The organism is Streptomyces sp. SID8352, from assembly GCF_009862265.1.
Taxonomy (GTDB): Bacteria; Actinomycetota; Actinomycetes; order Streptomycetales; family Streptomycetaceae; genus Streptomyces.
Map to the genome: position 1 here is coordinate 15850 of NZ_WWGX01000034.1, position 21689 is coordinate 37538.

Annotated in this window: 16 protein-coding genes and 1 rRNA gene; 7 read left to right on the forward strand and 10 right to left on the reverse strand. The window is 74.7% G+C overall.

Features of this window, described 5'->3' with window-relative positions; genetic code table 11:
* Positions 1-170: 170 nt before the first annotated feature.
* Positions 171-3017, reverse strand: coding sequence for a preprotein translocase subunit SecA (gene secA, locus GTY84_RS11495; RefSeq protein ID WP_161226078.1), 2847 nt, complete (start codon positions 3015-3017; stop codon positions 171-173).
* A gap of 281 nt (positions 3018-3298) precedes the next feature.
* On the opposite strand from secA, the gene GTY84_RS11500 reads away from it, so the two are divergent.
* Both GTY84_RS11500 and GTY84_RS11505 read left to right on the forward strand, forming a co-directional pair.
* Entirely contained in the window at positions 3299-3868 is a 570-nt protein-coding gene (locus GTY84_RS11500; RefSeq protein WP_161226079.1) for a GNAT family protein, read from the forward strand.
* 184 nt (positions 3869-4052) lie between these two features.
* On the forward strand, positions 4053-5228 hold the full coding sequence (locus GTY84_RS11505; RefSeq protein ID WP_161226080.1) for a crosslink repair DNA glycosylase YcaQ family protein: 1176 nt from the start codon (positions 4053-4055) through the stop codon (positions 5226-5228).
* Positions 5229-5408: 180 nt separating this feature from the next.
* Here GTY84_RS11505 and GTY84_RS11510 read toward each other — a convergent pair whose 3' ends face one another.
* The 8 genes from GTY84_RS11510 to mtnA all read right to left on the reverse strand — a co-directional run bounded on the left by GTY84_RS11510 (position 5409) and on the right by mtnA (position 15502).
* The gene (locus tag GTY84_RS11510) at positions 5409-6143 is read right to left on the reverse strand and encodes a response regulator transcription factor (protein ID WP_161226081.1); all 735 of its coding nucleotides are present in this window, start codon (positions 6141-6143) and stop codon (positions 5409-5411) included.
* Positions 6144-6386: 243 nt separating this feature from the next.
* Entirely contained in the window at positions 6387-7079 is a 693-nt protein-coding gene (raiA, locus tag GTY84_RS11515; protein WP_161226091.1) for a ribosome-associated translation inhibitor RaiA, read from the reverse strand.
* Between the two features lie 316 nt (positions 7080-7395).
* Positions 7396-8277 carry a ComF family protein gene (locus tag GTY84_RS11520; protein ID WP_161226082.1) on the reverse strand — a complete coding sequence of 294 codons (882 nt, stop codon included), beginning with the start codon at positions 8275-8277 and terminating at the stop codon, positions 7396-7398.
* A gap of 385 nt (positions 8278-8662) precedes the next feature.
* The gene (locus tag GTY84_RS11525; RefSeq protein ID WP_161226092.1) at positions 8663-10408 is read right to left on the reverse strand and encodes an LpqB family beta-propeller domain-containing protein; all 1746 of its coding nucleotides are present in this window, start codon (positions 10406-10408) and stop codon (positions 8663-8665) included.
* Between the two features lie 202 nt (positions 10409-10610).
* On the reverse strand, positions 10611-12674 hold the full coding sequence (gene mtrB, locus GTY84_RS11530; protein WP_161226083.1) for an MtrAB system histidine kinase MtrB: 2064 nt from the start codon (positions 12672-12674) through the stop codon (positions 10611-10613).
* Between the two features lies 1 nt (position 12675).
* Positions 12676-13365, reverse strand: a complete 690-nt coding sequence (gene mtrA / locus GTY84_RS11535; protein WP_009188938.1) for a two-component system response regulator MtrA — start codon at positions 13363-13365, stop codon at positions 12676-12678.
* Positions 13366-13646: 281 nt separating this feature from the next.
* Complete coding sequence (locus tag GTY84_RS11540) at positions 13647-14078, reverse strand: hypothetical protein (protein WP_161226084.1); 432 nt, start codon at positions 14076-14078, stop codon at positions 13647-13649.
* A 332-nt stretch (positions 14079-14410) separates the two neighbouring features.
* The gene (mtnA, locus tag GTY84_RS11545; protein ID WP_161226085.1) at positions 14411-15502 is read right to left on the reverse strand and encodes an S-methyl-5-thioribose-1-phosphate isomerase; all 1092 of its coding nucleotides are present in this window, start codon (positions 15500-15502) and stop codon (positions 14411-14413) included.
* A gap of 170 nt (positions 15503-15672) precedes the next feature.
* Here mtnA and GTY84_RS11550 point away from each other — a divergent pair, with 170 nt between their 5' ends.
* Genes GTY84_RS11550 through GTY84_RS11570 form a run of 5 tightly spaced genes read left to right on the forward strand, consistent with a single transcriptional unit; the run spans position 15673 to position 21334 of the window.
* Positions 15673-16977 (forward strand): glycerophosphoryl diester phosphodiesterase membrane domain-containing protein, encoded by a 1305-nt coding sequence (locus GTY84_RS11550; protein WP_161226086.1) that lies wholly within the window; start codon positions 15673-15675, stop codon positions 16975-16977.
* Between the two features lie 4 nt (positions 16978-16981).
* Complete coding sequence (locus GTY84_RS11555) at positions 16982-17827, forward strand: DUF4129 domain-containing protein (protein WP_161226087.1); 846 nt, start codon at positions 16982-16984, stop codon at positions 17825-17827.
* Positions 17824-19035, forward strand: a complete 1212-nt coding sequence (locus tag GTY84_RS11560; RefSeq protein WP_161226088.1) for a DUF4350 domain-containing protein — start codon at positions 17824-17826, stop codon at positions 19033-19035. The genes GTY84_RS11555 and GTY84_RS11560 overlap by 4 nt, the downstream gene beginning before the upstream one ends.
* A complete protein-coding gene (locus GTY84_RS11565) occupies positions 19032-20024 on the forward strand; it encodes a MoxR family ATPase (protein ID WP_161226089.1) in 993 nt (330 codons plus the stop codon). Before GTY84_RS11560 ends, GTY84_RS11565 begins: the two co-directional genes overlap by 4 nt.
* Positions 20024-21334 carry a DUF58 domain-containing protein gene (locus tag GTY84_RS11570; RefSeq protein ID WP_161226090.1) on the forward strand — a complete coding sequence of 437 codons (1311 nt, stop codon included), beginning with the start codon at positions 20024-20026 and terminating at the stop codon, positions 21332-21334. The genes GTY84_RS11565 and GTY84_RS11570 overlap by 1 nt, the downstream gene beginning before the upstream one ends.
* A gap of 211 nt (positions 21335-21545) precedes the next feature.
* Here the strand turns inward: GTY84_RS11570 and rrf are convergent.
* A 5S ribosomal RNA gene (rrf, locus tag GTY84_RS11575) occupies positions 21546-21662 on the reverse strand.
* Between the last annotated feature and the right edge of the window lie 27 nt (positions 21663-21689).

Sequence of the window (21689 nt, forward strand, 5' to 3'; positions counted from 1 at the left end):
CGGAGGCGTCGCACACGGGAAAGGGCCGGGCACCCCGTGGATGCCCAGCCCTCCCGTCGTCACGTCGCACCGGCGTTCCCGCCGGCCCGCCCGGCGGCGGCACCGCGGCCCGGCGGCACCGCGCACGCACCGCGTCCGCGTCCCGCCGGGAGCTCACCGTCCCGGAGCCGTCACTTCTTGCGGCGCCGCCCGCCCTTGGCCTGCTTGCGGCGCTCGGCGCGGGTGAGCCCGTCCGTCTCGGACCGCACGGGCTCGTCGTCGGTGGCGAAGTCGCCCTCGACGACACCGCCCTCGCCGTCCACCGTGGGGGCGGAGAAGTGCAGGTCCCGGCGCTGCGGGGCGTCCAGGCCCTTGGCGCGGATCTCGGGGCGCGCCCCGGCCGGGGCCGGAACGGCGTCCTGCGGACCCTTCTCCAGGCTCGGCACGGCGTCCTCGACGGGGACCTCCTCGACCTGCTGCTCGACCTGGACCTCCAGGTTGAACAGGTAGCCGATGGACTCCTCCTTGATGCCGTCCATCATGGCCTGGAACATGTCGAAGCCCTCACGCTGGTACTCGACCAGCGGGTCCTTCTGGGCCATCGCGCGCAGGCCGATGCCCTCCTGGAGGTAGTCCATCTCGTAGAGGTGCTCGCGCCACTTGCGGTCCAGGACCGACAGCACGACCCGGCGCTCCAGCTCCCGCATGATCTCGGAACCGAGCTGCGTCTCGCGCTCCTGGTACTGCTCGTGGACGTCGTCCTTGATGGACTCCACGATGTAGTCGGCGGTCAGACCGGCCCGCTCGCCGGCCGCCTCCTCCAGCTCCTCCACGGTGATCTTCACCGGGTAGAGCTGCTTGAAGGCGCCCCAGAGGCGGTCGAGGTCCCAGTCCTCCGGGAAGCCCTCGGCGGTCTCGGCCTGCACATAGGCCTCGATCGTGTCGTCCATGAAGTGCTGCACCTGCTCCTGGAGGTCCTCGCCCTCCAGGACGCGGCGGCGCTCGCCGTAGATGACCTCGCGCTGGCGGTTGAGGACCTCGTCGTACTTCAGGACGTTCTTGCGGGTCTCGAAGTTCTGGGTCTCGACCTGCGACTGGGCGGACGCGATGGCGCGCGTGACCATCTTGTTCTCGATCGGCACGTCGTCGGGGACGTTGGCCATCGACATCACGCGCTCGACCATCTGGGCCTTGAACAGGCGCATCAGGTCGTCGCCGAGGGAGAGGTAGAACCGGGACTCGCCCGGGTCGCCCTGACGGCCGGAACGGCCGCGGAGCTGGTTGTCGATGCGGCGCGACTCGTGCCGCTCGGTGCCGAGGACGTAGAGGCCGCCGAGCTTCTCGACCTCGTCCTTCTCCGCCTTCACCGCCTCCTCGGCCCGCTCCAGGGCGGCGGGCAGCGCGGCGGCCCACTCCTCGATGTGCTCCTCGGGGTCGAGGCCGCGCTGGCGCAGCTCCGCCTCCGCGAGGTCCTCGGGGTTGCCGCCGAGCTTGATGTCCGTACCGCGGCCGGCCATGTTGGTGGCCACGGTGACGGAGCCCTTGCGGCCCGCCTGGGCGACGATGGACGCCTCCCGCTCGTGCTGCTTGGCGTTCAGCACCTCGTGCTGCACCCCGCGCTTGCTGAGCTGCTGGGAGAGGTACTCGGACTTCTCGACCGAGGTGGTGCCGACCAGGATCGGCTGGCCCTTCTCGTGCTTCTCCGCGATGTCGTCGACGACCGCCTCGAACTTGGCGACCTCGGTGCGGTAGATCAGGTCCGACTGGTCCTTGCGGACCATCGGCCGGTTGGTCGGGATGGGCACCACGCCGAGCTTGTAGATCTGGTGGAACTCGGCGGCCTCGGTCATCGCCGTACCGGTCATGCCGGACAGGCCCGGCATCTCCTTGTCGCGGTGGTCGCGGCGCTTGTAGAGGCGGAAGAAGTTCTGGAGGGTGATCGTGGCGAGCGTCTGGTTCTCGTCCTTGATGTCCACCCCCTCCTTCGCCTCGATCGCCTGGTGCATGCCCTCGTTGTAGCGGCGGCCGGCGAGGATGCGGCCGGTGTGCTCGTCGACGATCATGACCTCGCCGTCGATGACGACGTAGTCCTTGTCCTTCTTGAACAGTTCCTTCGCCTTGATGGCGTTGTTCAGATAGCCGACGAGGGGGGTGTTCACCGACTCGTAGAGGTTGTCGATGCCGAGCCAGTCCTCGACCTTGGCGACACCGGCCTCGTGGATGGCGACGGTGCGCTTCTTCTCGTCGACCTCGTAGTCGCCGGTCTCCTCGATGCCCTTGAGGGTGTTGCCGGCCTCGCCGCGCTTCAGCCGCGTGACCAGCTTGGCGAAGTCGCCGTACCACTTGGTGGCCTGGTCGGCCGGGCCGGAGATGATCAGCGGCGTACGGGCCTCGTCGACCAGGATCGAGTCGACCTCGTCGACGATGGCGAAGTTGTGGCCGCGCTGGACGAGTTCGTCCTTGGACCAGGCCATGTTGTCGCGGAGGTAGTCGAAGCCGAACTCGTTGTTCGTGCCGTACGTGATGTCGCAGCCGTACATCTCGCGGCGCTGGGCCGGCGTCTGGTTGGCCAGGATGCACCCGATGGTCAGGCCGAGGAACTTGTGGACGCGGCCCATCATCTCGGAGTCGCGCTCGGCCAGGTAGTCGTTGACCGTGACGATGTGGACGCCCTTGCCGGACAGGGCGTTGAGGTACGCGGGCAGGGTGCCGACCAGGGTCTTGCCCTCACCGGTCTTCATCTCGGCCACGTAGCCCAGGTGCAGGGCGGCGCCGCCCATGATCTGCACGTCGTAGTGGCGCTGGCCGAGGGCGCGCTTGGCGGCCTCGCGCACGGTGGCGAAGGCCTCGGGCAGCAGGTCGTCCAGGCTCTCACCGTCGGCGTAGCGCTGCTTGTACTCATCGGTGAGGGCCCGCAGCTCGGCGTCGGAGAGGTCGACGAAGTCCTCTTCGATGGAGTTGACCTGGTCCGCGATGCGGTGCAGCTTGCGCAGGATCTTGCCTTCGCCTGCACGCATGATCTTCTGGAGGACGGACACGGGGGTTGGTCTCCTTGCCGGTCGGGCCTGGGACGGTCGGGTTCCATGTGACTGATCTGAGCAACGGCCATCGTATGCGAGGACCCCGCCGCCCCGGGAGGGCTGCCGCACGGGGACCCTGCGCCTTCCCGGCCGGGCCGGGCCCGCCGTCACCCCGTCCAACGTCCCGGGGTCCGGGATGGTGCCGCGGCGGGCGGGCGATTTGCACGAACCGTGACCGCGCGCCCGCGTCCCGTGAAACCCGGTGGCACCGGCCGCCCGGCCACCGGCATCATCCGCTGATGGAGCCCGTCACCCTCACCACCGACCGCCTCGTGCTGCGCGCGCCCGGCCCCGGCGACACCGCCGCCGTGCACGCCGCCTGCCAGGACCCGGCGATCCAGCGCTGGACGCTGGTCCCCTCCCCGTACCTGCCCGAACACGCGCGGGGCTTCACCGAGGAGATCGTGCCCAACGGCTGGGCCGACGGCTCGGAATGCGTCCTCGGCCTCTTCCTGCCGACCGGGGAGCTGGTGGGGATGAGCGGCGTGACGATGCGGTCGCCGGGCGCGGGCGAGATCGGCTTCTGGTGCGTCGAGGAGCACCGCGGGCACGGCTATGTCACCGAGGCGGTCGTCGCCCTCGCCCGCTGGGCGTTCACCGAGCTGGGGCTCGGCCGCCTGGAGTGGCGCGCCGAGGCGGGCAACGAGGCGTCCCGCGCGGTGGCGCTGCGCGCCGGGTTCGTCCCCGAGGGCACGCTGCGGGCCGGACTGGAGCACCGCGGGGTCCGCCGCGACTGCTGGATCGCCTCCCTGCTCCCCTCGGACCTCTCCCTCCCCCCGGCCGCCCCGTACCTGCCCGCCGGGCGGTGACCGGACGGCGGACCGGACGGTGACCGGGGCGGCGGACGGCCACCGGACGACACGACCGGACGGCGGGCGGGACGATGACCGGGCCGCTGCTCCGGCGGCGGCCCCGAGGGTGCCCCGGGCGGTCCCCGGCCCCTCTTCCAGGGCGGACGCCGGCTGTCGGCGGGACCCCTTATCGTGCACTCGCATGACGACCCTTCCGCCCCCCGCCACGGAACTGTCCGCCGACGAGGCCCGCCGCATCGCCCTGCGCGCCCAGGGCCTGCTCGGCGCCCCCGACCGCCGCGCGGGCGTCCGCGGCGTCCTCCGCCATCTCGGCGCGGTGCAGCTCGACACCATCTCCGTCCTCGCCCGCTCCCACGAGCTGATCCCCTACGCCCGGCTGGGCGCGGTGGGCCGTCGGACCGTCGAGGACGCCTACTGGAAGGACACCCGCAGCTTCGAGTACTGGTCGCACGCCGCCTGTCTGCTGCCGGTCGAGGAGTGGCCCCACTTCGCCTTCCGCCGCCGCGCCCACCGCGACCGCCCGCACTGGAACCACGCGCTCCCCGACGGTGTCTACGAGCAGGTCGTCGGACAGCTGCGGGCCGAGGGCCCGCTCACCGCGACCGATCTGGGCGGGGCCAAGCGCACCAGCGAGTGGTGGGACTGGTCGGGCACCAAGATCGCCGTCGAACGCGCCCTGATGTACGGCGAGGTGGTCTGCGTCGAGCGCCGCGGCTGGAAGCGGGTGTACGACCTCGCCGAGCGCGCCATCCCCGCCGCGCTGCTCCACGACGACCTGGACGACGCCGAGTGCGTCCGCCGCCTGGTGGCCCTGGCGGGCCGCGCCCTGGGCGTCGGCACCCGGGCGGACATCGCCGACTACCACCGGCTGCGGGGCGAGCAGGTCGATGCCGTGATCGCGGACTCGGGCCTGGTGCCGGTGACGGTGGCGGGCTGGGGACGGCCCGCCTGGGCCGACCCCGCGGCCCTGGAGACGGTCCCGCGCGGCCGGCACCGCACCACGCTGCTGTCGCCGTTCGACTCCCTGGTGTGGGAGCGGGCGCGCACCGAGCGGATCTTCGGCTTCACCCACCGTCTGGAGGCCTATGTGCCCAAGCAGAAGCGCGTGCACGGCTACTTCGCGATGCCGGTGCTGGCGGGCGGGCGGCTGGTCGGCCGGGTCGACCCGGCCCGCGAGGGCCGCACGCTGGTCGTCAAGCAGATCACGCTGGACGGTGCCGGGGCGGCCCCGGCGGCGGCCCGCGCGCTGACGGAGGCGGCGAGCTGGGTGGACTGTGTCGACGTGCGGCTGGAGCGCGTCGAGGCCCCGGAGCTGCGCGAGCCCCTCACCAGGGAGCTGGCCCGCCTCCTCGGCTGACCGTACGGGGCGGGACCGAAGCGGACCGGGCCCGGGGCGGCGGAGGCCGGAGCGGAAACCGGGGGCGGCGGCCGGGCGGTGGACCCTCCCGGGAGGACGGCCGGGGCGGTCCCGGGAGGGAGGTGGCGGGACGGTCCCGGGAGGAGCGGCGGCGGGGCGGTCCCGGAGGGGGCGGCGAGGTCAGCGGATCTCCAGGATCTTCTCCCGCATCGCGTACACCACGGCCTCCATCCGGGAGTGGAGCTGCAACTTCTCCAGGATGTTGCGCACATGGTTCTTCACGGTGTTCTCGGAGATGAACAGCTCCTTGGCGATGTCCCGGTTGTTCATCCCCGTGGCGACCAGCTTGAGCACCTCCAGCTCGCGGTCGGTGAGGCGGGGCGCGGGCACCAGCCGGCGCTCGTCGGTGCGCTGGATCATCGACTTGAACTCGGTGAGCAGCTTCGACGCCATCGACGGGCTGATCTGCGACTGCCCGTCGGCCACCGCGCGGATCGCGGTGGCCACCTCGTCCGTGGAGATCTCCTTGAGGAGGTAGCCGGTCGCGCCCGCCTTGATCGCGTCGTAGAGGTCGGCCTCCTCGTCGGAGATCGTCAGCATGATGATCTTGGCGCTGGGGGCCACCTCCTTGATGGAGGTGCAGGCCTCGATGCCACCCCGCCTGGGCATCCGCACGTCCATCAGGATGATGTCCGGCAGCAGGTCGGCGGCCTTCTCCACGGCCTCGGCGCCGTCCCCGGCCTCCCCGACGACCTGGATGTCCTCCTCGGCGGCGAGCACGATCTCCAGACCGCGGCGGAACAGGGCGTGGTCGTCCACGACCAGGACCCTGATCGGTTCCGCCCGCACCGGGCCCCTGCCGACGACATCTTCGTCGACGCATCCGTTCCGCATCGGTCCGAAGCTGTCCGCCATCGTTCCTCCCCCTGAAGGCTGTGGCCCCCGCGTGGTCCTGAGCCATCGCCAACCCAGAGCAAAGGCCCACGTGTTGGGCCGTTTGCGGTCATGATTCCATGTCCGGGCGACCCCGGAGCGACGGAACGGCCCGCCGAGTGGTAGCACACCCGGGCGGACCGTCGCACGGCGTCGCACACCGGTGCCCCCGGGGGGGCGCACACGCCGCCGGGGGCACCGGTACCGCGGTCTTCACGGGCGTCGTCAGCCGCCGAGCGCGTCACCAGCCTCCGGAGCGGGCTCCAGGGCGACCATCGTGTCCGTGCTCAGGTGGATCACACCGTAGTCGTACGCGTGCCGTCGGTAGACGACGCTGGGCTCCTTGGACTCGGAGTCGACGAACAGATAGAAGTCGTGCCCGACCAGCTCCATCTCGTAGAGCGCCTGGTCCAGGCTCATCGGGGCCGCGACGTGGGTCTTCTCGCGCACGACCAGCGGGCCGTCGCCCTGCACCTCCAGCGATCCGATCCTCTTCGTCGGCACGCCCTCCTCGGCCCGCGGCTCCACGAGGGCCCCGTTGCCGTTGAGCGTCGCCGCGTCGGGGACGCGGTCGGCGACCTCCGCCGCCGGGATCCGGCGCGTCCCGCGCCGCGAGTACCGCTTGTCGTGCTGCTTGCGCAGCCGGGCGCCGAGCTTCTCCGCGGCCAGGTCGAGCGCCGCGTACGCGTCACTCGCCGCCGCCTCCGCCCGGATCACCGGACCGCGCGAGCGGAGCGTGATCTCCACCCGGTCGCTGCGGTCGGCCTGACGGGGGTTGGGCTCCTTGGACACCTCGACGTCGAGGCTGATCACCTTGCCATCGAGCTTCTGGATCTTCTCCAGGTTCAGCTTCTCGGCCACGTGCTTCCGGAACCGCTCGGGCACCTCGGTCTTGCGGCCCTTGACGACGATGTCCACGCAGAACTCCGTTCCCGGATCGCTCCGCTCCGACGGCGGAGCGTCTCCCTTTCGCACCAGATTCCGGTAGGCCCCGGAACCTCGGACTCGGTGACTTCCACCTCCTCCCCCGCGGGCGGGTTCTCCACGCCACCAATGCGGGTGATGAACGGCGAATACCCGCGGCACGGCATAGTCATTCAGGGAGGTCTGGCCTGCGGCTTTTCCTCTGAACCGAACATATCTCGACCGGAGGCGAATCGTCACCCTCTACTGCCGCGTACCTCCGTTCCGATGAAATCGGACCCTCATTACCTGCAACGTCAGAAGTTCTTCATCAGTTCCGGTTTATTTCAAAGGAATCCGGTGAAGCGGCGACGACGGCCGCGCCGGTCACCACCTCCGCCACCGCGCGGACCACCGCACCACCTCCGTCCGGACCGGCCGTCCCCGGCCGTTCCCTCCGTTCCTCTCTGCCTTCCCCCGTCCCCGGGGTGTACACAGGCGATCTCCCCCTTACCGACCGGTATGCGTCGCTCCCGCCGCTCCGCTCGCGCACGGCGGCCCGCACGGCGCGCGCCGCCTCCGCCAGCGAGGCGCCCGTGGTCATCAGATCGTCGACGAGGACGACCGGGCCCGCCCCGCACAGCAGCCCCGCCCCGCCCGGGGAGACCGCCAGCGCGCCGGCCAGATTGTCCCGCCGGTGCCGCGCGCCCAGCCCGGCCTGGTCGGCCACCGCCCGCCGCTGCCCCAGCACGGCGAGGACCCGGGCCGGGGTCCCGCCGCGCCGCAGCTCGCCCGCCGCGGCCAGGGCGATGCGCCGCGCCGGATCGTGTCCCCTGGCCCGCACCGCGCGGCGCGCCGAGGGCACCGGCACCAGCACCACCGGCGCCCGCCACCCCGCGCCCCGGTCCCCCGCCCACGCCCCGGGCAGCCCGGCCCGCACGGCTCCCGCCAGCGCCGCGCCGAGCGGGACCGCCAGGGGCAGCGCGCCCCGCTCCTTGTGCGCCAGCAGCACCGCCCGCACCTCGTCCCCGTACCGGGCCGCCGCGTGCACCACCGGCAGGCCGGGCGGCGCGGGCCGCGGCCGGACCCGGCCGGGCGCCGACCCGCCCAGCGCCGCCCGGCACCGGCGGCACAGCACCGTACGGGCCCTGCCGCAGCCGGCGCACTCGGTCGGCAGCACCAGGTCCTCCAACTCCCGCCACCATCCGCTCATGGCCCCACTGTGCCAACGCCCCGGACGCCCGGCCACCCCTGTGGAAAACCCCCTGTGGACAACTCGGCGGACGGCAGGAAGCGGCACTTCGGCATGGTGTCCGCGCACCGGACCGCGCCTTCCCGGCAGGAGCCCGGACGCCCGGCCCGGCAGCCGCCCCGGCCGCCCGGCGGGCGCCCGCCCGGCGGCCCCCCCGGCGGGACGCCCGGGCCTCCCGGTCGGACACCCGGGCCCTTCCCGGCGGACTCCGACCGCCCTCCCGGCCGCACACCCGGGCACGCCCCGCCTCCGCCCGGCCGACGCACGCCCGGCACCCCGGCCCCGCCCGCCCAGGACGGCCCCGCGCCCGTCACCCGGGGCCCCGCGCCCCGCCCCGTCGCGCGGATCAGCCCGGATAGACCGGCGCCGTCCCCTCCGCGACCTTCTGCCACTGCATCCCGGAGGGCAGCCGCACGATGAGGTTCTCGGAGTAGGCCACCAGGGGCCGCCGCTCGTCCTCGGTCGAGGCGATCTCCTTGACCCCGGTCAGCGCGGCGGGCACCGACGCCTCGGGGGTGGAGCCGTCCACCTGGACGTAGCCGATCTGCTGCACGCCGCCGCGCTCGCGCCCGGCCACCACCAGACGGCTGTCACCGGCCCAGGACATGGCCGTGACCTCCTCCAGCTCCGGTGTCGCGGTGCGCAGCCCGACCACGGCGACCCGCGGCTCCTCGGCCGGCCGCTGGTCCCGCTCGATCCGTCCGATGAGCAGCGACCGCCGGCCGCCGTCCTCCACGATCAGCGCGATCCGCACCCCGTCGGCGGCCACCCGCACCGCCGTGATGCGCCCCTTCAGCCCCGGCGTCCGCACCTGCACCGGATCCCCGGCGCCGTCCTTGAGCAGCAGCAGCCGCGGCGACTCCGGGTCGCGGTCGGCGATCCACAGCCCGCCCCGCGCGTCCCAGCTCGGCGCCGTCAGCCGGTCCTGCTCGGTCCGGCCCCCGCTGGACAGCACGGGCTCCCCGCGCGAACCGCCCGGCACGAGCGTCCCGACGTACAGATGGCGCCCGTCGAGGCCGGTCGCGGCCGCCGTGCGCTCGTCGCGCGAGACCGCCACCGACCGCAGGGACGTGGCGCCCTCGCCGAGCGCGCCGGGCACCGGTTCGGCCCGGTTGGCGTTGCCGCCCGCGGCGATCCGCACCAGCCGGTGCTTGCCGTCGAGGAAGTAGAGATGGTCCGGCCGGTGCGCGGAGCCGCGCGTGGCCACCGCGTCCGCCCGGTCCCCGGACAGCTCGCAGACCCGGCGCCCGCCCGAGGTCAGCTCGACCTCGTCGACCGCCGGGGTCACCCCGCGCAGCGTGAAGAGGAGCTGGGCCGCCATCTCGTGGCACTGGCTCGCGCCGACGCGGGCCGCCCGGTCGTTCAGCGGCACCGTCAGCCGGTTGCGGTCGTCGGGCGTCAGCGCGGTGACGCCGTCGGCGAGCGCCGTGCCGCTCGGGAAGCCGGACCGCACCACCGGGCCGAGCGCCCGGGCCGGACCGCTGATCAGGGACCGCACCACCTGGGTCATCGGGTCCACGAGCCGACGCACGTAGACGGGGTCGGCGACGGCCGCCGGCTGCCGGGGCGTCTCCTCCCCGGTCTGCGGACCGCTGTTCGCGGCGAAGTAGTACTTGTTGACCGACATGTAGGTGCGCTGGAAGTCCGACTTGCCCATGACGACGCCCTGCGGCAGCGCGTCGATGCGCCACTGCCGGGTCTTGCTGTCCTTGGTGAGGTGCACCGACTGGCGGTACGTGCCCCGCGCCGGCGTGTACGACTGCCGCGCGTCCACCGTGGCGACCCGGGTGCCGGTGAGGGTGACGGCGTAGTCGCCCGTCTGCTCCCGGTTGCCCGGCGGCTCCGCCTCGGTGCTGGGGCCGCCCGCGAGCACCGTGGTGGTCGCCTCCGGCCGCCAGGTCCGCGACGCGTCGGGGGTCAGGTACTTGCGGGCCGTCTCGAACCGGGGATCGTTGCTGGTCAGGGCCTCCAGGAAGCCCTGCACGATCGCGGACGGCGGGGCACCGTCGGCAGGGGGCATCGCGAACACCCGCACCTGAGGGTCCTGTCGCGGTGTCGACTCCACGCCGCGCAGGTCCCCCCGGTCGGGCATCGACGCGCAGCCGGACAGCAGGACGGCACCGCAGACCGCGTACGCCGCCGCGCGGCCCGCCTTCCCCCGGCCGCCGGACCGGCCGCCGGTCCGGCCCCCCAAGACCCCGCCCCGGAGGTCGGCGGTTCCGTCCCCGCGCCCGGCGCCGAGGTCCCGCCCGTCGCCGCGCGTGCCCCGGTGCCCGGTGCCCGCGCTCCGGCGGTCAGCGCCCACGAGATGCCTCCCCCTGCCTGCTCGCCCCACCGGACCCGTCCTCCGGGCGGCCCGCCGCCCCGGGGCCGTCCGGACCGTCCTGTCCCGCCGTCCCCGACACCGGCCGCGGCACCACCCGCGCCCCGTTGCCGGGCAGCGCCGTGGGATCGGCCGTGGCGGCGACGGCACCGGGCCGCGCCGGTATCGGCCCCCGCGTCCCGGCCGAGGGCGCCCGGTCGGCCGCCGGCTGGGCCGGCACCCCGGCCGCCCTGCCGCCGTCCGGTGCCCGTCCCGAGCCGGCGCGCTCGCTGTTGCGCCGGGAGTCCTTGGGCTCCAGCGGTATCGGGGAACCGCGCAGCGGCTCGTCCGCCGTCCGGGGCAGCGTCAGCCGGAACTGCGAACCGCCCCCGGGCTCGCCCCACGCCTGGAGCCAGCCGCCGTGCAGCCGCGCGTCCTCCAGGGCGATGGACAGGCCCAGACCGGTCCCGCCGGTGGTGCGCGCGCGGGCCGGGTCGGCCCGCCAGAAGCGGCTGAAGACCCGGGCGGCCTCACCGGGCTTCAGGCCGACGCCGTAGTCGCGCACCGCGACCGCGACCGCTCCGCCGGCCGCGGCCAGCCTGACGACGACGTCCTTGCCCTCGCCGTGCTCGACGGCGTTGACGACGAGGTTGCGCAGCACCCGCTCCACGCGCCGGGCGTCCGCCTCCGCGACGACGGGCTGCTGGTCGCCGACGACGCGTATCCGGGTGCCCTTGCGCTCCGCGAGCGGCTCGGCCCCGCTGACGACGCGGCGGACGACCTCGCGGAGGTCGGTCGCGTCCGCCTCCAGGGCCGCCGCGCCCGCGTCGAAGCGGCTGATCTCCAGCAGGTCCGCGAGCAGGGTCTCGAACCGGTCGAGCTGGTCCGCGAGCAGCTCCGCCGACCGCGCGGTGACCGGGTCGAAGTCGACCCGCGCGTCATGGATGACGTCGGCCGCCATCCGCACGGTGGTCAGCGGGGTCCGCAGCTCGTGCGAGACGTCGGAGACGAACCGCCGCTGCATCCGCGACAGGTCCTCGAGCTGGCTGATCTTGAGCTGGAGGTTCTGCGCCATCTTGTTGAAGGCCTCGCCGAGGCGGGCGATGTCGTCCTCGCCGGTGACCTTCATCCGTTCCTGGAGCCGCCCGGCGGACAGCCGCTCCGCGATGCTCGCCGCCATCCGGACGGGCGTGACGACCTGCCGCACGACGAGCCAGGCGATGGCGCCCAGGAGCACGACCACGAAGAGCCCGGCGGTCGCCAGGGTGCCCTTGACCAGGCTGAGCGACTTCTCCTCCTGGGTCAGCGGGAAGAGGTAGTAGAGCTGGTAGGGCTCGCTGTTGGGGTCGCTGACCTGCTTGCCGATGACCAGTCCGGGCCGGGACGGCGCCTTGGAGTCGTAGACGATCCGGGTGTAGCTCTGGGCCGCCCCCGGCGCGCTGTCGATCCGCTCGCGCAGTTCCTCGGGGATGCTGGCCGACCAGTTGACCAGGCCGGAGGCGCGCGGTCCGCGGCCGCTGCCGCTGTCGCCGCCGGTGGGCAGGGTGACCACGTCGAAGGCGCCCTGACCGCCGCTGGAGAGCGACTTGACGAGGTCGCTCATCCACTGGATGACGTTCTGCGAGGGGCGTCCGTCGGCGTGGGTGCCGTCGTCGCCGGTCGCCCCGGCCGCCGCCTCCTCGGCCTTCTGCTTGGCCACCGCGAAACCACCGGTGGCCTGGCTCTGGGAGGCCTTCACCTTGGCCTCCAGCAGTCCGTTGCGGACCTGGCCGATGACGACGAAGCCGAGCAGCAGGACGACGCCCAGGGACATCAGCAGGGTGGTGGCGACGACCTTGAGCTGGATGTTGCGCCGCCACAGCCGCATGACGGGCAGCAGCGGCCGGCGCACCCAGCGCATGAAGAGGCGGAGCACCGGGCTGCCCTGGACGCCGCCGTGCAGGAGACCGCCCTCCAGCAGGCGGCCCCACCGGGAGCCCGCGGACGGGCGGGCGACAGTCCGTCCGGCGTTCTCCCCGGGACGACCGGGCGCCGAAGCGGCACTGTCCCCGGTCATGTCAGCTCGGTCCGGCCTTGTAACCGACGCCGCGGACGGTCACCACGATCTCCGGCTTCTCCGGGTCCTTCTCGACCTTGGAGCGCAGCCGCTGCACATGCACGTTGACCAGGCGGGTGTCGGCGGCGTGCCGGTAGCCCCAGACCTGTTCGAGCAGCACCTCGCGGGTGAACACCTGCCAGGGCTTGCGCGCGAGCGCGACCAGCAGGTCGAACTCGAGCGGGGTCAGCGCGATCGACTGCCCGTCCCGCTTCACGGAGTGCCCGGCCACGTCGATGACCAGGTCGCCTATGGCGAGCTGCTCGGGGGCCGGCTCCTCGGAGCGGCGCAGGCGGGCCCGGATGCGGGCCACCAGCTCCTTCGGCTTGAACGGCTTGACGATGTAGTCGTCGGCGCCCGACTCCAGGCCGACCACGACGTCGACGGTGTCGCTCTTGGCCGTCAGCATCACGATGGGCACGCCGGACTCCGCCCGGATCAGGCGGCAGACCTCGATGCCGTCCCGTCCCGGCAGCATCAGGTCGAGCAGCACCAGATCGGGCTTGGCCTCGCGGAAGGCGGCCAGCGCCTTGTCGCCGTCGGCCACGAAAGACGGCTCGAAACCCTCACCACGCAGCACGATGCCGAGCATCTCGGCCAGTGCGGTGTCGTCGTCGACGACCAGGACTCGTCCCTTCATAAACGACATCATCCCATTCTCGTAACGACGGCGAAGGTCCAGGTGAGACAGCTCACTGACCCGTGACGATAGTCGTACGGCGGCACTACTGTCTGCTCGGCCGGGCGGGGGAGCGCCGTCGGTGCCCGGGGAGGAGGCCGGATTCCCCGGCCGGGGCGCCCCGCACGGGCGTCGTGGGCCCGGGTGGGCGAGGCCGCGGAACCGCCCCGTCCCGGACACGGGCGCCGGTCCGGCACCGCCCGGCGCCGGTCCGCGACTCAGACCGGGGAGCCGGGGTCGGTCTCGCAGTCCATTCACCCGGTGCGTGTGAAGATCTCGCCCCCGAGCCCCTCCCACTCGACCGACATGCTCTTCTCGGTCAGCCCCCAGACCTTGCCGACCGTCCGCTCCTCGTCGGGGTTGTCGCAGTCGAGGCGGATGACGGGGGGCTCCTGCTCCTCCACGGCGACGGTCCCCCCGCAGGGCTTCGGGCCGCCCAGCAGCTCGACCCGGTGGCCGCTGATGTTGAGCACCGCCAGGTCCCCGCCCCACGAGCCGTCGAGCGCGTCGCCCACCGGCTTCACGGGAGCCGGTCCGGGCGAGTACGCCTCGGCCGACCCGGGGGCGGACGCGGTTCCCTCCGTCGACGCGGGGGCGGAGGCGGTTCCCTCCGGCGACCCCGAACCCCCGCACCCGGCCAGGCCGAGCGCCCCCAGCACGGCCAGCGCCGCCGTCACGGTGCCCATCCGTCGGACCATCGATACCCCCCGTATCCGTCCTGGCGGGCGACGCACGACGGGCGGCCCGGCCAGAAGCCGAGGATAGCGGGAGCGTGCGCCCTTGCCCCACGGATTTCCGCTCACCCCGCCCGCCCCGCTCACCCCGCCCGCCCCCGTGCGTCCCGCCCGGCCTCCCGCGTCCGTCCGCCCCACCCCGCGCTCATGCGCACAGGACCCGCCCCCGGCCGCGGGCCGGACCCGGGAGCCGCAGTGACCGACCGGGACCGGGGCCGCCTCTCCGAACTCCCCGGCAGCCCCGGACTCCCCGGCAGCACCGGCCTTCGGGCCCGTGGCGGATCTCAGCGGCGCAGGGCCGCGAGCGCCGCGGCGGTGACCGGGGAGATCGTGCCCTGCTCCGTGACGAGGGCCGTCACCAGCTCGGGCGGGGTCACGTCGAACGCCGGGTTGTACGCCGGAGTCCCCGGCGGCGCCACCGGAACGCCCCCGGCCGTCTCCGTCACCTCGTGCCCGGGGCGCTGCTCGACCTCGATCGACGCCCCGTCGGGGGTGCCCGGGTCCACCGTCGTCACCGGTGCCACCACGATGAACGGCACATGGTGGTACCGCGCCAGCACCGCCAGCGGATAGCTGCCCACCTTGTTGGCGACCGAGCCGTCGGCCGCGATCCGGTCCGCCCCGATCAGCACCGCGTCCACCTCACGGGCGGCGAGGAGCGAACCGGCCGCGTTGTCGGTGAGCAGGGTGTGCGGCATCCCGTTGCGGCCCGCCTCGTACGCGGTGAGCCGGGCACCCTGGAGCAGCGGACGCGTCTCGTCCACCCAGAGCCGCCGCAGCCGCCCCGCGCGGTGCGCCGCCAGGGCGACCGCGAACGCGGTCCCCTCACCGCCCGACACCAGCGAACCGGTGTTGCAGTGGGTGAGGACGCGGTGCCCGCCGCCGCCGGGCAGCAGTTCGTCCAGCAGCGCCAGTCCGTGCGCGGCCATCCGGGCGCCGGCCTCGGCGTCCTCGCGGTGCAGCGTCCGGGCGGCGGCCAGCGCGGCGGCGGCGGCCTCCCGGGGGTCGCCGGTGCGGGCCAGCGCCTCCCGGTGCGCGTCCCCGGCCCGGCGCACCCCGACCGCGAGGTTCACCGCGGTGGGCCGGGCGCCCTCCAGCGCGGCGGCGGCCCGCACCACGTCCGCCCCCCGCGCGGCGGCGAGCGCGACACCGTGGGCACCGGCGATGCCGAGCAGCGGGGCGCCGCGCACGGCGAGCGAGCGGATGGCCCCGACCAGCGCGGGGACGTCCGCGCAGACCAGTTCGACCTCCGCCGAGGGCAGCCTCGTCTGGTCCAGGAGGACCAGCACCGGGCCCTCGGGGGATTCCTCCCAGCGCAGGGCAGGGATCGGGGAGGACCGCTCGTCCTCGCCGCGGCGCGCGCACGGATCAGCCATGCGGTCAGTCTGCCCCTCCCCGCCGGACAGGTGAAGGGCGTGACCGCGGGGCGCACGGGCGCCGAGGGGGCGCCGGGGCCACCGTGCCCGGTCACCGCCCGGCCGCCCCATGGCACGATGGCTGACACACTGCCGCCGCGACCGCGGACGGGCACCGTGAAGGAGCGACGATGAACGACACTCCGGGCTGGGCCTCGCCCGGATCGGCCCCGTCCGACGGACACGAGACCGGCGGGACCGGCCCCGGCGACCGTCCCGAGGGCGAACCGGCGGCCCCCGGCACGAAGTGGTCGAAGGAGCAGCCGCCCCCCGGGCAGTGGTCCGCGCCCACCGGCCCAGCGGCACCGCCGCCTCCCCCGGGCCCCGGCTCGGCGCCCCCGCCGCCCGGCCCCGGCTGGGGCGCCCCGCCGCCCGCCGGTCCCCCCGGCGGCTGGGGCGGCGGCCGGGGTCCCGGTGGCCGCGCCCCCTGGGGCGGCGGCTGGGGCGGTCCGCCCCCGGCGGCCAAGCCCGGCGTGATCCCGCTGCGCCCGCTCGGCGTCGGGGAGATCCTCGACGGCGCTGTCTCCACCATGCGCGCGCACTGGCGCACCGTCCTCGGCATCTCCCTCAGCGTCGCCATCTTCACGGAGATCATCGTCGTCCTGCTCCGGGGCTTCGTGCTGGACACCGACACCGGGGCGCTCGGCGACCCGGACGCCACACTGAGCGAACTCGGCTCCGCGGTCACCGACTCCACCGTCGACTCGCTCGTCGTCTTCCTGGTCACCCTGCTCGGCACCGTCATCGCCACCGCCCTGCTGACCACGGTCACCAGCCGCGCGGTGCTGGGCCGGCGGGTCGGCGCGAAGGAGGCGTGGCAGGACGCCCGCCCCCAGACGGCGAAGCTGTTCGGCCTCATCCTCCTGCTGCTGCTGATCGTCTTCGGCATCGTCCTGGCAGGCATCGCGCCCACCCTGCTCGTGGCCCGCTCCGGCGGAAGCGACGGCGCCATGGCGCTCGCGTCCCTCTTCCTCCTCGCGGCCGGTGTGGTCGTCGCCTGGCTGATGATCCGGCTCTCCCTGGCCTCCCCCGCCCTGATGCTGGAGAAGCAGGGCATCAGGAAGGCCATGGGCCGTTCCATGAAGCTGGTCCGCGGCTCCTGGTGGCGGGTCTTCGGCATCCAGCTCCTCGCGGGGATCATCGCCAGCGTCCTGTCCGCGATCATCGTCCTGCCCTTCGCCTTCCTCGGCGCGGCCCTCGGCGGCGACGGCGTCGGCGGCTACCTGGAGGGCGGCGGGGACCTCGGCTGGACCTTCCTCGTGATCAGCGGCGTCGGCTCGGTGATCGGCTCCATGGTCACCTTCCCGATCACCGCCGGTGTCACCGTGCTCCTGTACATCGACCAGCGCATCCGCCGCGAGGCCCTCGACCTCGAACTGGTCCGCGCCGCGGGCCTCCCGGAATCCGGCGCCCCCGGCGCCGTCCCGGGGAGCTGATGCGGTGAGTCCCGCGGGGGGAGTCCTCACCGAGGCGCTGCCGCACGCCGCCGTACGGGCGTCGCTGCGCACCGGCGGACTCCTCGCGCGGGCCCCGGCCGGCCGGGGCGACGAGCCGCCGCTGAGCGTCCCGAGGGACCCCGCGCGGGAGGCCGCCCGGCGCGAGCTGGCCAAGCGGATGTACCACGAGAACGACCCCAACTGGTTCGAACGCGCGCTCAGCGCCTTCTGGAAGTGGGTCGACGCGCTCTTCACCACCGCGTCCACCGCGACTCCGGGCGGGGCGGTCGGCCTGGTCGTCGTGATCGCGGCCGTCCTGGCCGTGCTCGGCGCCCTCTGGTGGCGGCTGGGCACCCCGCGACGCCCTCCGGTCTCCTCCCCCGCCCTGTTCGGCGACCGCCCCCGCACCGCGGCCGACCACCGCGCCGCCGCCGGGGCCCACGCCGCCCGGGGCCACTGGGACCTCGCCGTCCGGGAGCGCATGCGCGCCGTCGTCCGCGCCCTGGAGGAACGCGCCCTCCTCGACGTCCGCCCCGGCCGCACGGCCGACGAGGCGGCGGTGGAGGCGGGCCGCGCCCTGCCCGCCCACCGGGAGCGGCTCCGCGCCGCCGCCCGGGACTTCGACGACGTCGTCTACGGCGGACGGCCCGGCACGGAAGCCGCGTACCGGCGGCTGACCGCGCTCGACGCCGACCTGGAGCACAGCAGACCGCGGCTCACCACCGCCACCGCCACCGGCGCGAACGGCGGGGACGACGGCCACGGCGGCCCGGACCTCGACGGATCCGGCCACGGCGGCCCCGGCATCGGCGGCACGCACCCCGGCACCCGAGGGGGAGCCGCCCGATGACCACCCCGACCACGCCCCCGGCCACCTCCGTCCGGCCCGGCGCCCGCCAGGCGTGGGTCCGCGCCCGGGGCATCGTCCTCGCGCTGGTGCTGCTGCTGGCCGCCGCCGTCGTCATCGCCCTCGTCCGCTCCGACGCCCGGCACGGCGCGCTCGACCCCCGCTCCGCCGACCCCGGCGGCAGCCGCGCCGTCGCCGAACTCCTCGCCGACCGGGGCGTGGCCACCCGAGTCGTCACCACCCTGGCCGAGGCCCGCGCCGCGGCCGGCCCCGACACCACCCTCCTGGTCGCCGTGCCCGACCGGCTGACGGAGCACCAGCGGGCCGCGCTGCGCTCCACGACCGCCCGCGCCGGCGGCCGCACCGTCCTCGTGGCCCCCGGCGACGCCACCGTCCGGCGGCTCGCCCCCGGCGTCACCGCCGACCCGGCGCCCGCCACCGGCTCCCCCCTCGCCCCCGGCTGCGCCCTGCCCGCCGCCCGCCGCGCCGGCACCGCCGACACCGGCCCCCTGCGCTACACCAGCGGCGACCCGTCCGCCGACGCCTGCTACCCCGGCGACGGGCCCGCCACCCTGCTGCGCCTCCCCGAGACCACGGGCGGCGCCGGTCCGGACGGGGCCGCCGGCGACACCGTCGTCCTCGGCGGGAGCGCGCTCCTCACCAACCGCTCCCTCGCCGACCACGGCAACGCCTCACTCGCCCTCCAGCTCCTCGGCTCCCGCGACCACCTCGTCTGGTACCTCCCCTCGCTGTCCGACGGCACCGCCGCGGACGGCGAACGCGGCTTCTTCGACCTGCTCCCCTCCGGCTGGCTCTGGGGCACCCTGCAACTCCTCGTCGCCGCCGCCCTGGCCGCCCTCTGGCGGGCCCGGCGGCTCGGCCCCCTGGTGCCCGAGAGGCTCCCCGTGGTCATCCGCGCCTCGGAGACCGCCGAGGGCCGCGCCCGCCTCTACCGCAGGGCCGACGCCCGCGACCGCGCGGCAGCCGCCCTCCGCTCCGCCGCCCGCACCCGCCTCGCCCCCCTCGTCGGCGTCCCCGTGGCCCGGGCCCACACGCCCGAAGCCCTGATCACCGCGCTGACCGTCCACCTGCACGGCGACGGACGCTCCCTGCACACCCTCCTCTTCGGCCCGCCGCCCACCGACGACGCGGCACTCATCACCCTGGCCGACCGGCTCGACGCGCTCGAAAGCGAGGTACGCCGTCCATGACGGACCCGACCACTGACCACACCGGGCGGGCCGGGGACCCGGGCGGCCCCCGCGCCGCCCTGGAGGCCCTGCGCACCGAGATCGCCAAGGCCGTGGTCGGCCAGGACGCCGCCGTGACCGGCCTCGTCGTCGCGCTGCTGTGCCGGGGCCACGTCCTCCTGGAGGGCGTCCCCGGCGTCGCCAAGACCCTCCTCGTCCGCGCCCTGGCCGCCGCCCTGGAGGTCGGCACCAAGCGGGTCCAGTTCACCCCGGACCTGATGCCCAGCGACGTGACCGGCTCCCTCGTCTACGACGCCCGCACCGCCGAGTTCTCCTTCCAGCCCGGCCCGGTCTTCACCAACCTGCTGCTCGCCGACGAGATCAACCGCACGCCCCCGAAGACGCAGTCGTCCCTCCTGGAGGCCATGGAGGAGCGCCAGGTCACTGTCGACGGCACGCCCCGCCCGCTCCCCGAGCCGTTCCTCGTCGCGGCGACCCAGAACCCGGTCGAGTACGAGGGCACCTACCCCCTGCCCGAGGCCCAGCTCGACCGCTTCCTCCTCAAGCTCACCGTCCCGCTCCCCTCCCGCCAGGACGAGATCGACGTCCTCACCCGCCACGCCGCCGGCTTCGACCCGCGCGACCTGCGCGCCGCCGGGGTGCGCCCGGTGGCGGACGCGGCCGATCTGGAGGCCGCCCGCGCGGAGGTCGCCGCGACCACGGTCCACCCGGGGATCACCGCCTACGTGGTCGACATCTGCCGGGCGACCCGCGAGTCGCCGTCCCTGGCCCTCGGCGTGTCGCCGCGTGGCGCCACCGCCCTGCTGGCCACGTCGCGGGCCTGGGCCTGGCTGACGGGCCGCGACTACGTCACCCCGGACGACGTGAAGGCCCTGGCCCTGCCGACGCTCCGGCACCGCGTCCAGCTCCGCCCGGAGGCCGAGATGGAGGGCGTCACCACGGACTCCGTGATCAACGCGGTCCTCGCCCACGTCCCCGTGCCGCGCTGATGGCACTCACCGGTCGCACCGCGCTGATCGCGGCCCTGGGCTCGGTCCCCGTCGGCGTCTGGGCCCCGGGATGGGCGGGCCTCCTCGCCGTCAACGCGCCGCTGGCGGTGGCGTGCGCCTGCGACTACGCCCTGGCCGCCCCGGTCCGGCGCCTGCTCCTGGAACGCTCCGGTGCCACCTCCGCCCGGCTGGGCGAGAGGGTCGACCTCACGCTGACGGTGACCAATCCGTCCGGACGCCCGCTGCGGGCGCGCCTCCGCGACGCCTGGCCGCCCAGCAGCTGGCTCCCGGGGACGGAGACGGAGGCCTCCCGGCACCGGCTGGCGGTGCCGCCCGGTGAACGCCGCCGCGTGGTCACCCGGCTGCGGCCCACCCGCCGGGGCGACCGCAGCGCGGACCGCGTCACGATCCGCTCCTACGGGCCCCTCGGGCTGGCCGCCCGCCAGGGCACCCACCGGGTGCCGTGGACCGTGCGGGTGCTGCCGCCGTTCACCAGCCGCAAGCACCTGCCGTCGAAACTGTCCCGGCTCCGTGAACTCGACGGCCGCACCAGCGTCCTGACCCGTGGTCAGGGCACCGAGTTCGACAGCCTGCGCGAGTACGTGCCGGGCGACGACACCCGGTCCATCGACTGGCGTGCCACCGCCCGCACGTCGGCCGTGGCGGTGCGCACCTGGCGACCCGAGCGGGACCGGCACATCCTGCTGGTCCTGGACACCGGCCGCACCTCGGCGGGCCGGGTGGGGGACGCCCCCCGCCTGGACGCCTCGATGGACGCGGCACTGCTCCTGGCCGCCCTGGCCTCCCGGGCCGGCGACCGCGTCGACCTGCTCGCCTACGACCGCCGGGTGCGGGCGCTGGTCCAGGGCCGGACGGCCCGGGACATGCTGCCGTCCCTGGTGGACGCGATGGCGACGCTGGAGCCCGAGCTGCTGGAGACCGACGCCCGGGGACTCACGGCGGCGGCCCTGCGGACGGCCTCCCGCCGGTCCCTCGTCGTCCTGTTCACGACGCTCGACGCGGCGCCGGTCGAGGAGGGCCTGCTGCCCGTCCTGGCCCGGCTCACCCGGCGCCACACGGTCCTCGTGGCGGCCGTCGCGGATCCCTTCGTCGCCCGGATGGCGGCGTCCCGCGGCAGCACGGAGGCCGTCTACGAGGCCGCGGCGGGCGCCCGGGCCGAGGCGGAGCGCCAGCGCACCGCCGAGCGGCTCCGCCGGCACGGGGTCGTGGTCGTCGACGCGACCCCCGACCGGCTTCCCCCGGCCCTGGCGGACGCCTATCTGGAACTGAAGGCCGCGGGACGGCTCTGAGGCGGCGGTCCGGCCGCCTCGGAAGGCATCCGCCCGCGGGCGAGCCTGGCGTGCGGGGCAACATGCGAACGCAGGAAACGCGGGAACGCCGAGAACGCCGAGAACGCCGAGAACGCCGAGAATAAAGTGGCCCGGTGGAAGGCCTCCGCGAAAAGGGGCCGGAACGCAGAAAAGCCCCGCACCATGAGGTGCGGGGCTTTCCCCAACAATTGTTCGGCGGCGTCCTACTCTCCCACAGGGTCCCCCCTGCAGTACCATCGGCGCTGTAGAGCTTAGCTTCCGGGTTCGGAATGTAACCGGGCGTTTCCCCTACGCTATGACCACCGAAACACTATGAAACACAACCCGCAACCCC

Bases quoted from the DNA above. Each gene is read 5' to 3' on its own strand.
- GTY84_RS11520 (WP_161226082.1), bottom strand. From the start codon at position 8,277: ATGAGCGGATGGTGGCGGGAGTTGGAGGACCTGGTGCTGCCGACCGAG.
- GTY84_RS11540 (WP_161226084.1), bottom strand. From the start codon at position 14,078: ATGGGCACCGTGACGGCGGCGCTGGCCGTGCTGGGGGCGCTCGGCCTG.
- GTY84_RS11525 (WP_161226092.1), bottom strand. From the start codon at position 10,408: ATGCCCGACCGGGGGGACCTGCGCGGCGTGGAGTCGACACCGCGACAG.
- GTY84_RS11505 (WP_161226080.1), top strand. From the start codon at position 4,053: ATGACGACCCTTCCGCCCCCCGCCACGGAACTGTCCGCCGACGAGGCC.
- mtrA (WP_009188938.1), bottom strand. From the start codon at position 13,365: ATGATGTCGTTTATGAAGGGACGAGTCCTGGTCGTCGACGACGACACC.
- GTY84_RS11565 (WP_161226089.1), top strand. From the start codon at position 19,032: ATGACGGACCCGACCACTGACCACACCGGGCGGGCCGGGGACCCGGGC.
- mtnA (WP_161226085.1), bottom strand. From the start codon at position 15,502: ATGGCTGATCCGTGCGCGCGCCGCGGCGAGGACGAGCGGTCCTCCCCG.
- mtrB (WP_161226083.1), bottom strand. From the start codon at position 12,674: ATGACCGGGGACAGTGCCGCTTCGGCGCCCGGTCGTCCCGGGGAGAAC.
- GTY84_RS11570 (WP_161226090.1), top strand. From the start codon at position 20,024: ATGGCACTCACCGGTCGCACCGCGCTGATCGCGGCCCTGGGCTCGGTC.
- GTY84_RS11500 (WP_161226079.1), top strand. From the start codon at position 3,299: ATGGAGCCCGTCACCCTCACCACCGACCGCCTCGTGCTGCGCGCGCCC.
- GTY84_RS11510 (WP_161226081.1), bottom strand. From the start codon at position 6,143: ATGGCGGACAGCTTCGGACCGATGCGGAACGGATGCGTCGACGAAGAT.
- GTY84_RS11550 (WP_161226086.1), top strand. From the start codon at position 15,673: ATGAACGACACTCCGGGCTGGGCCTCGCCCGGATCGGCCCCGTCCGAC.
- GTY84_RS11560 (WP_161226088.1), top strand. From the start codon at position 17,824: ATGACCACCCCGACCACGCCCCCGGCCACCTCCGTCCGGCCCGGCGCC.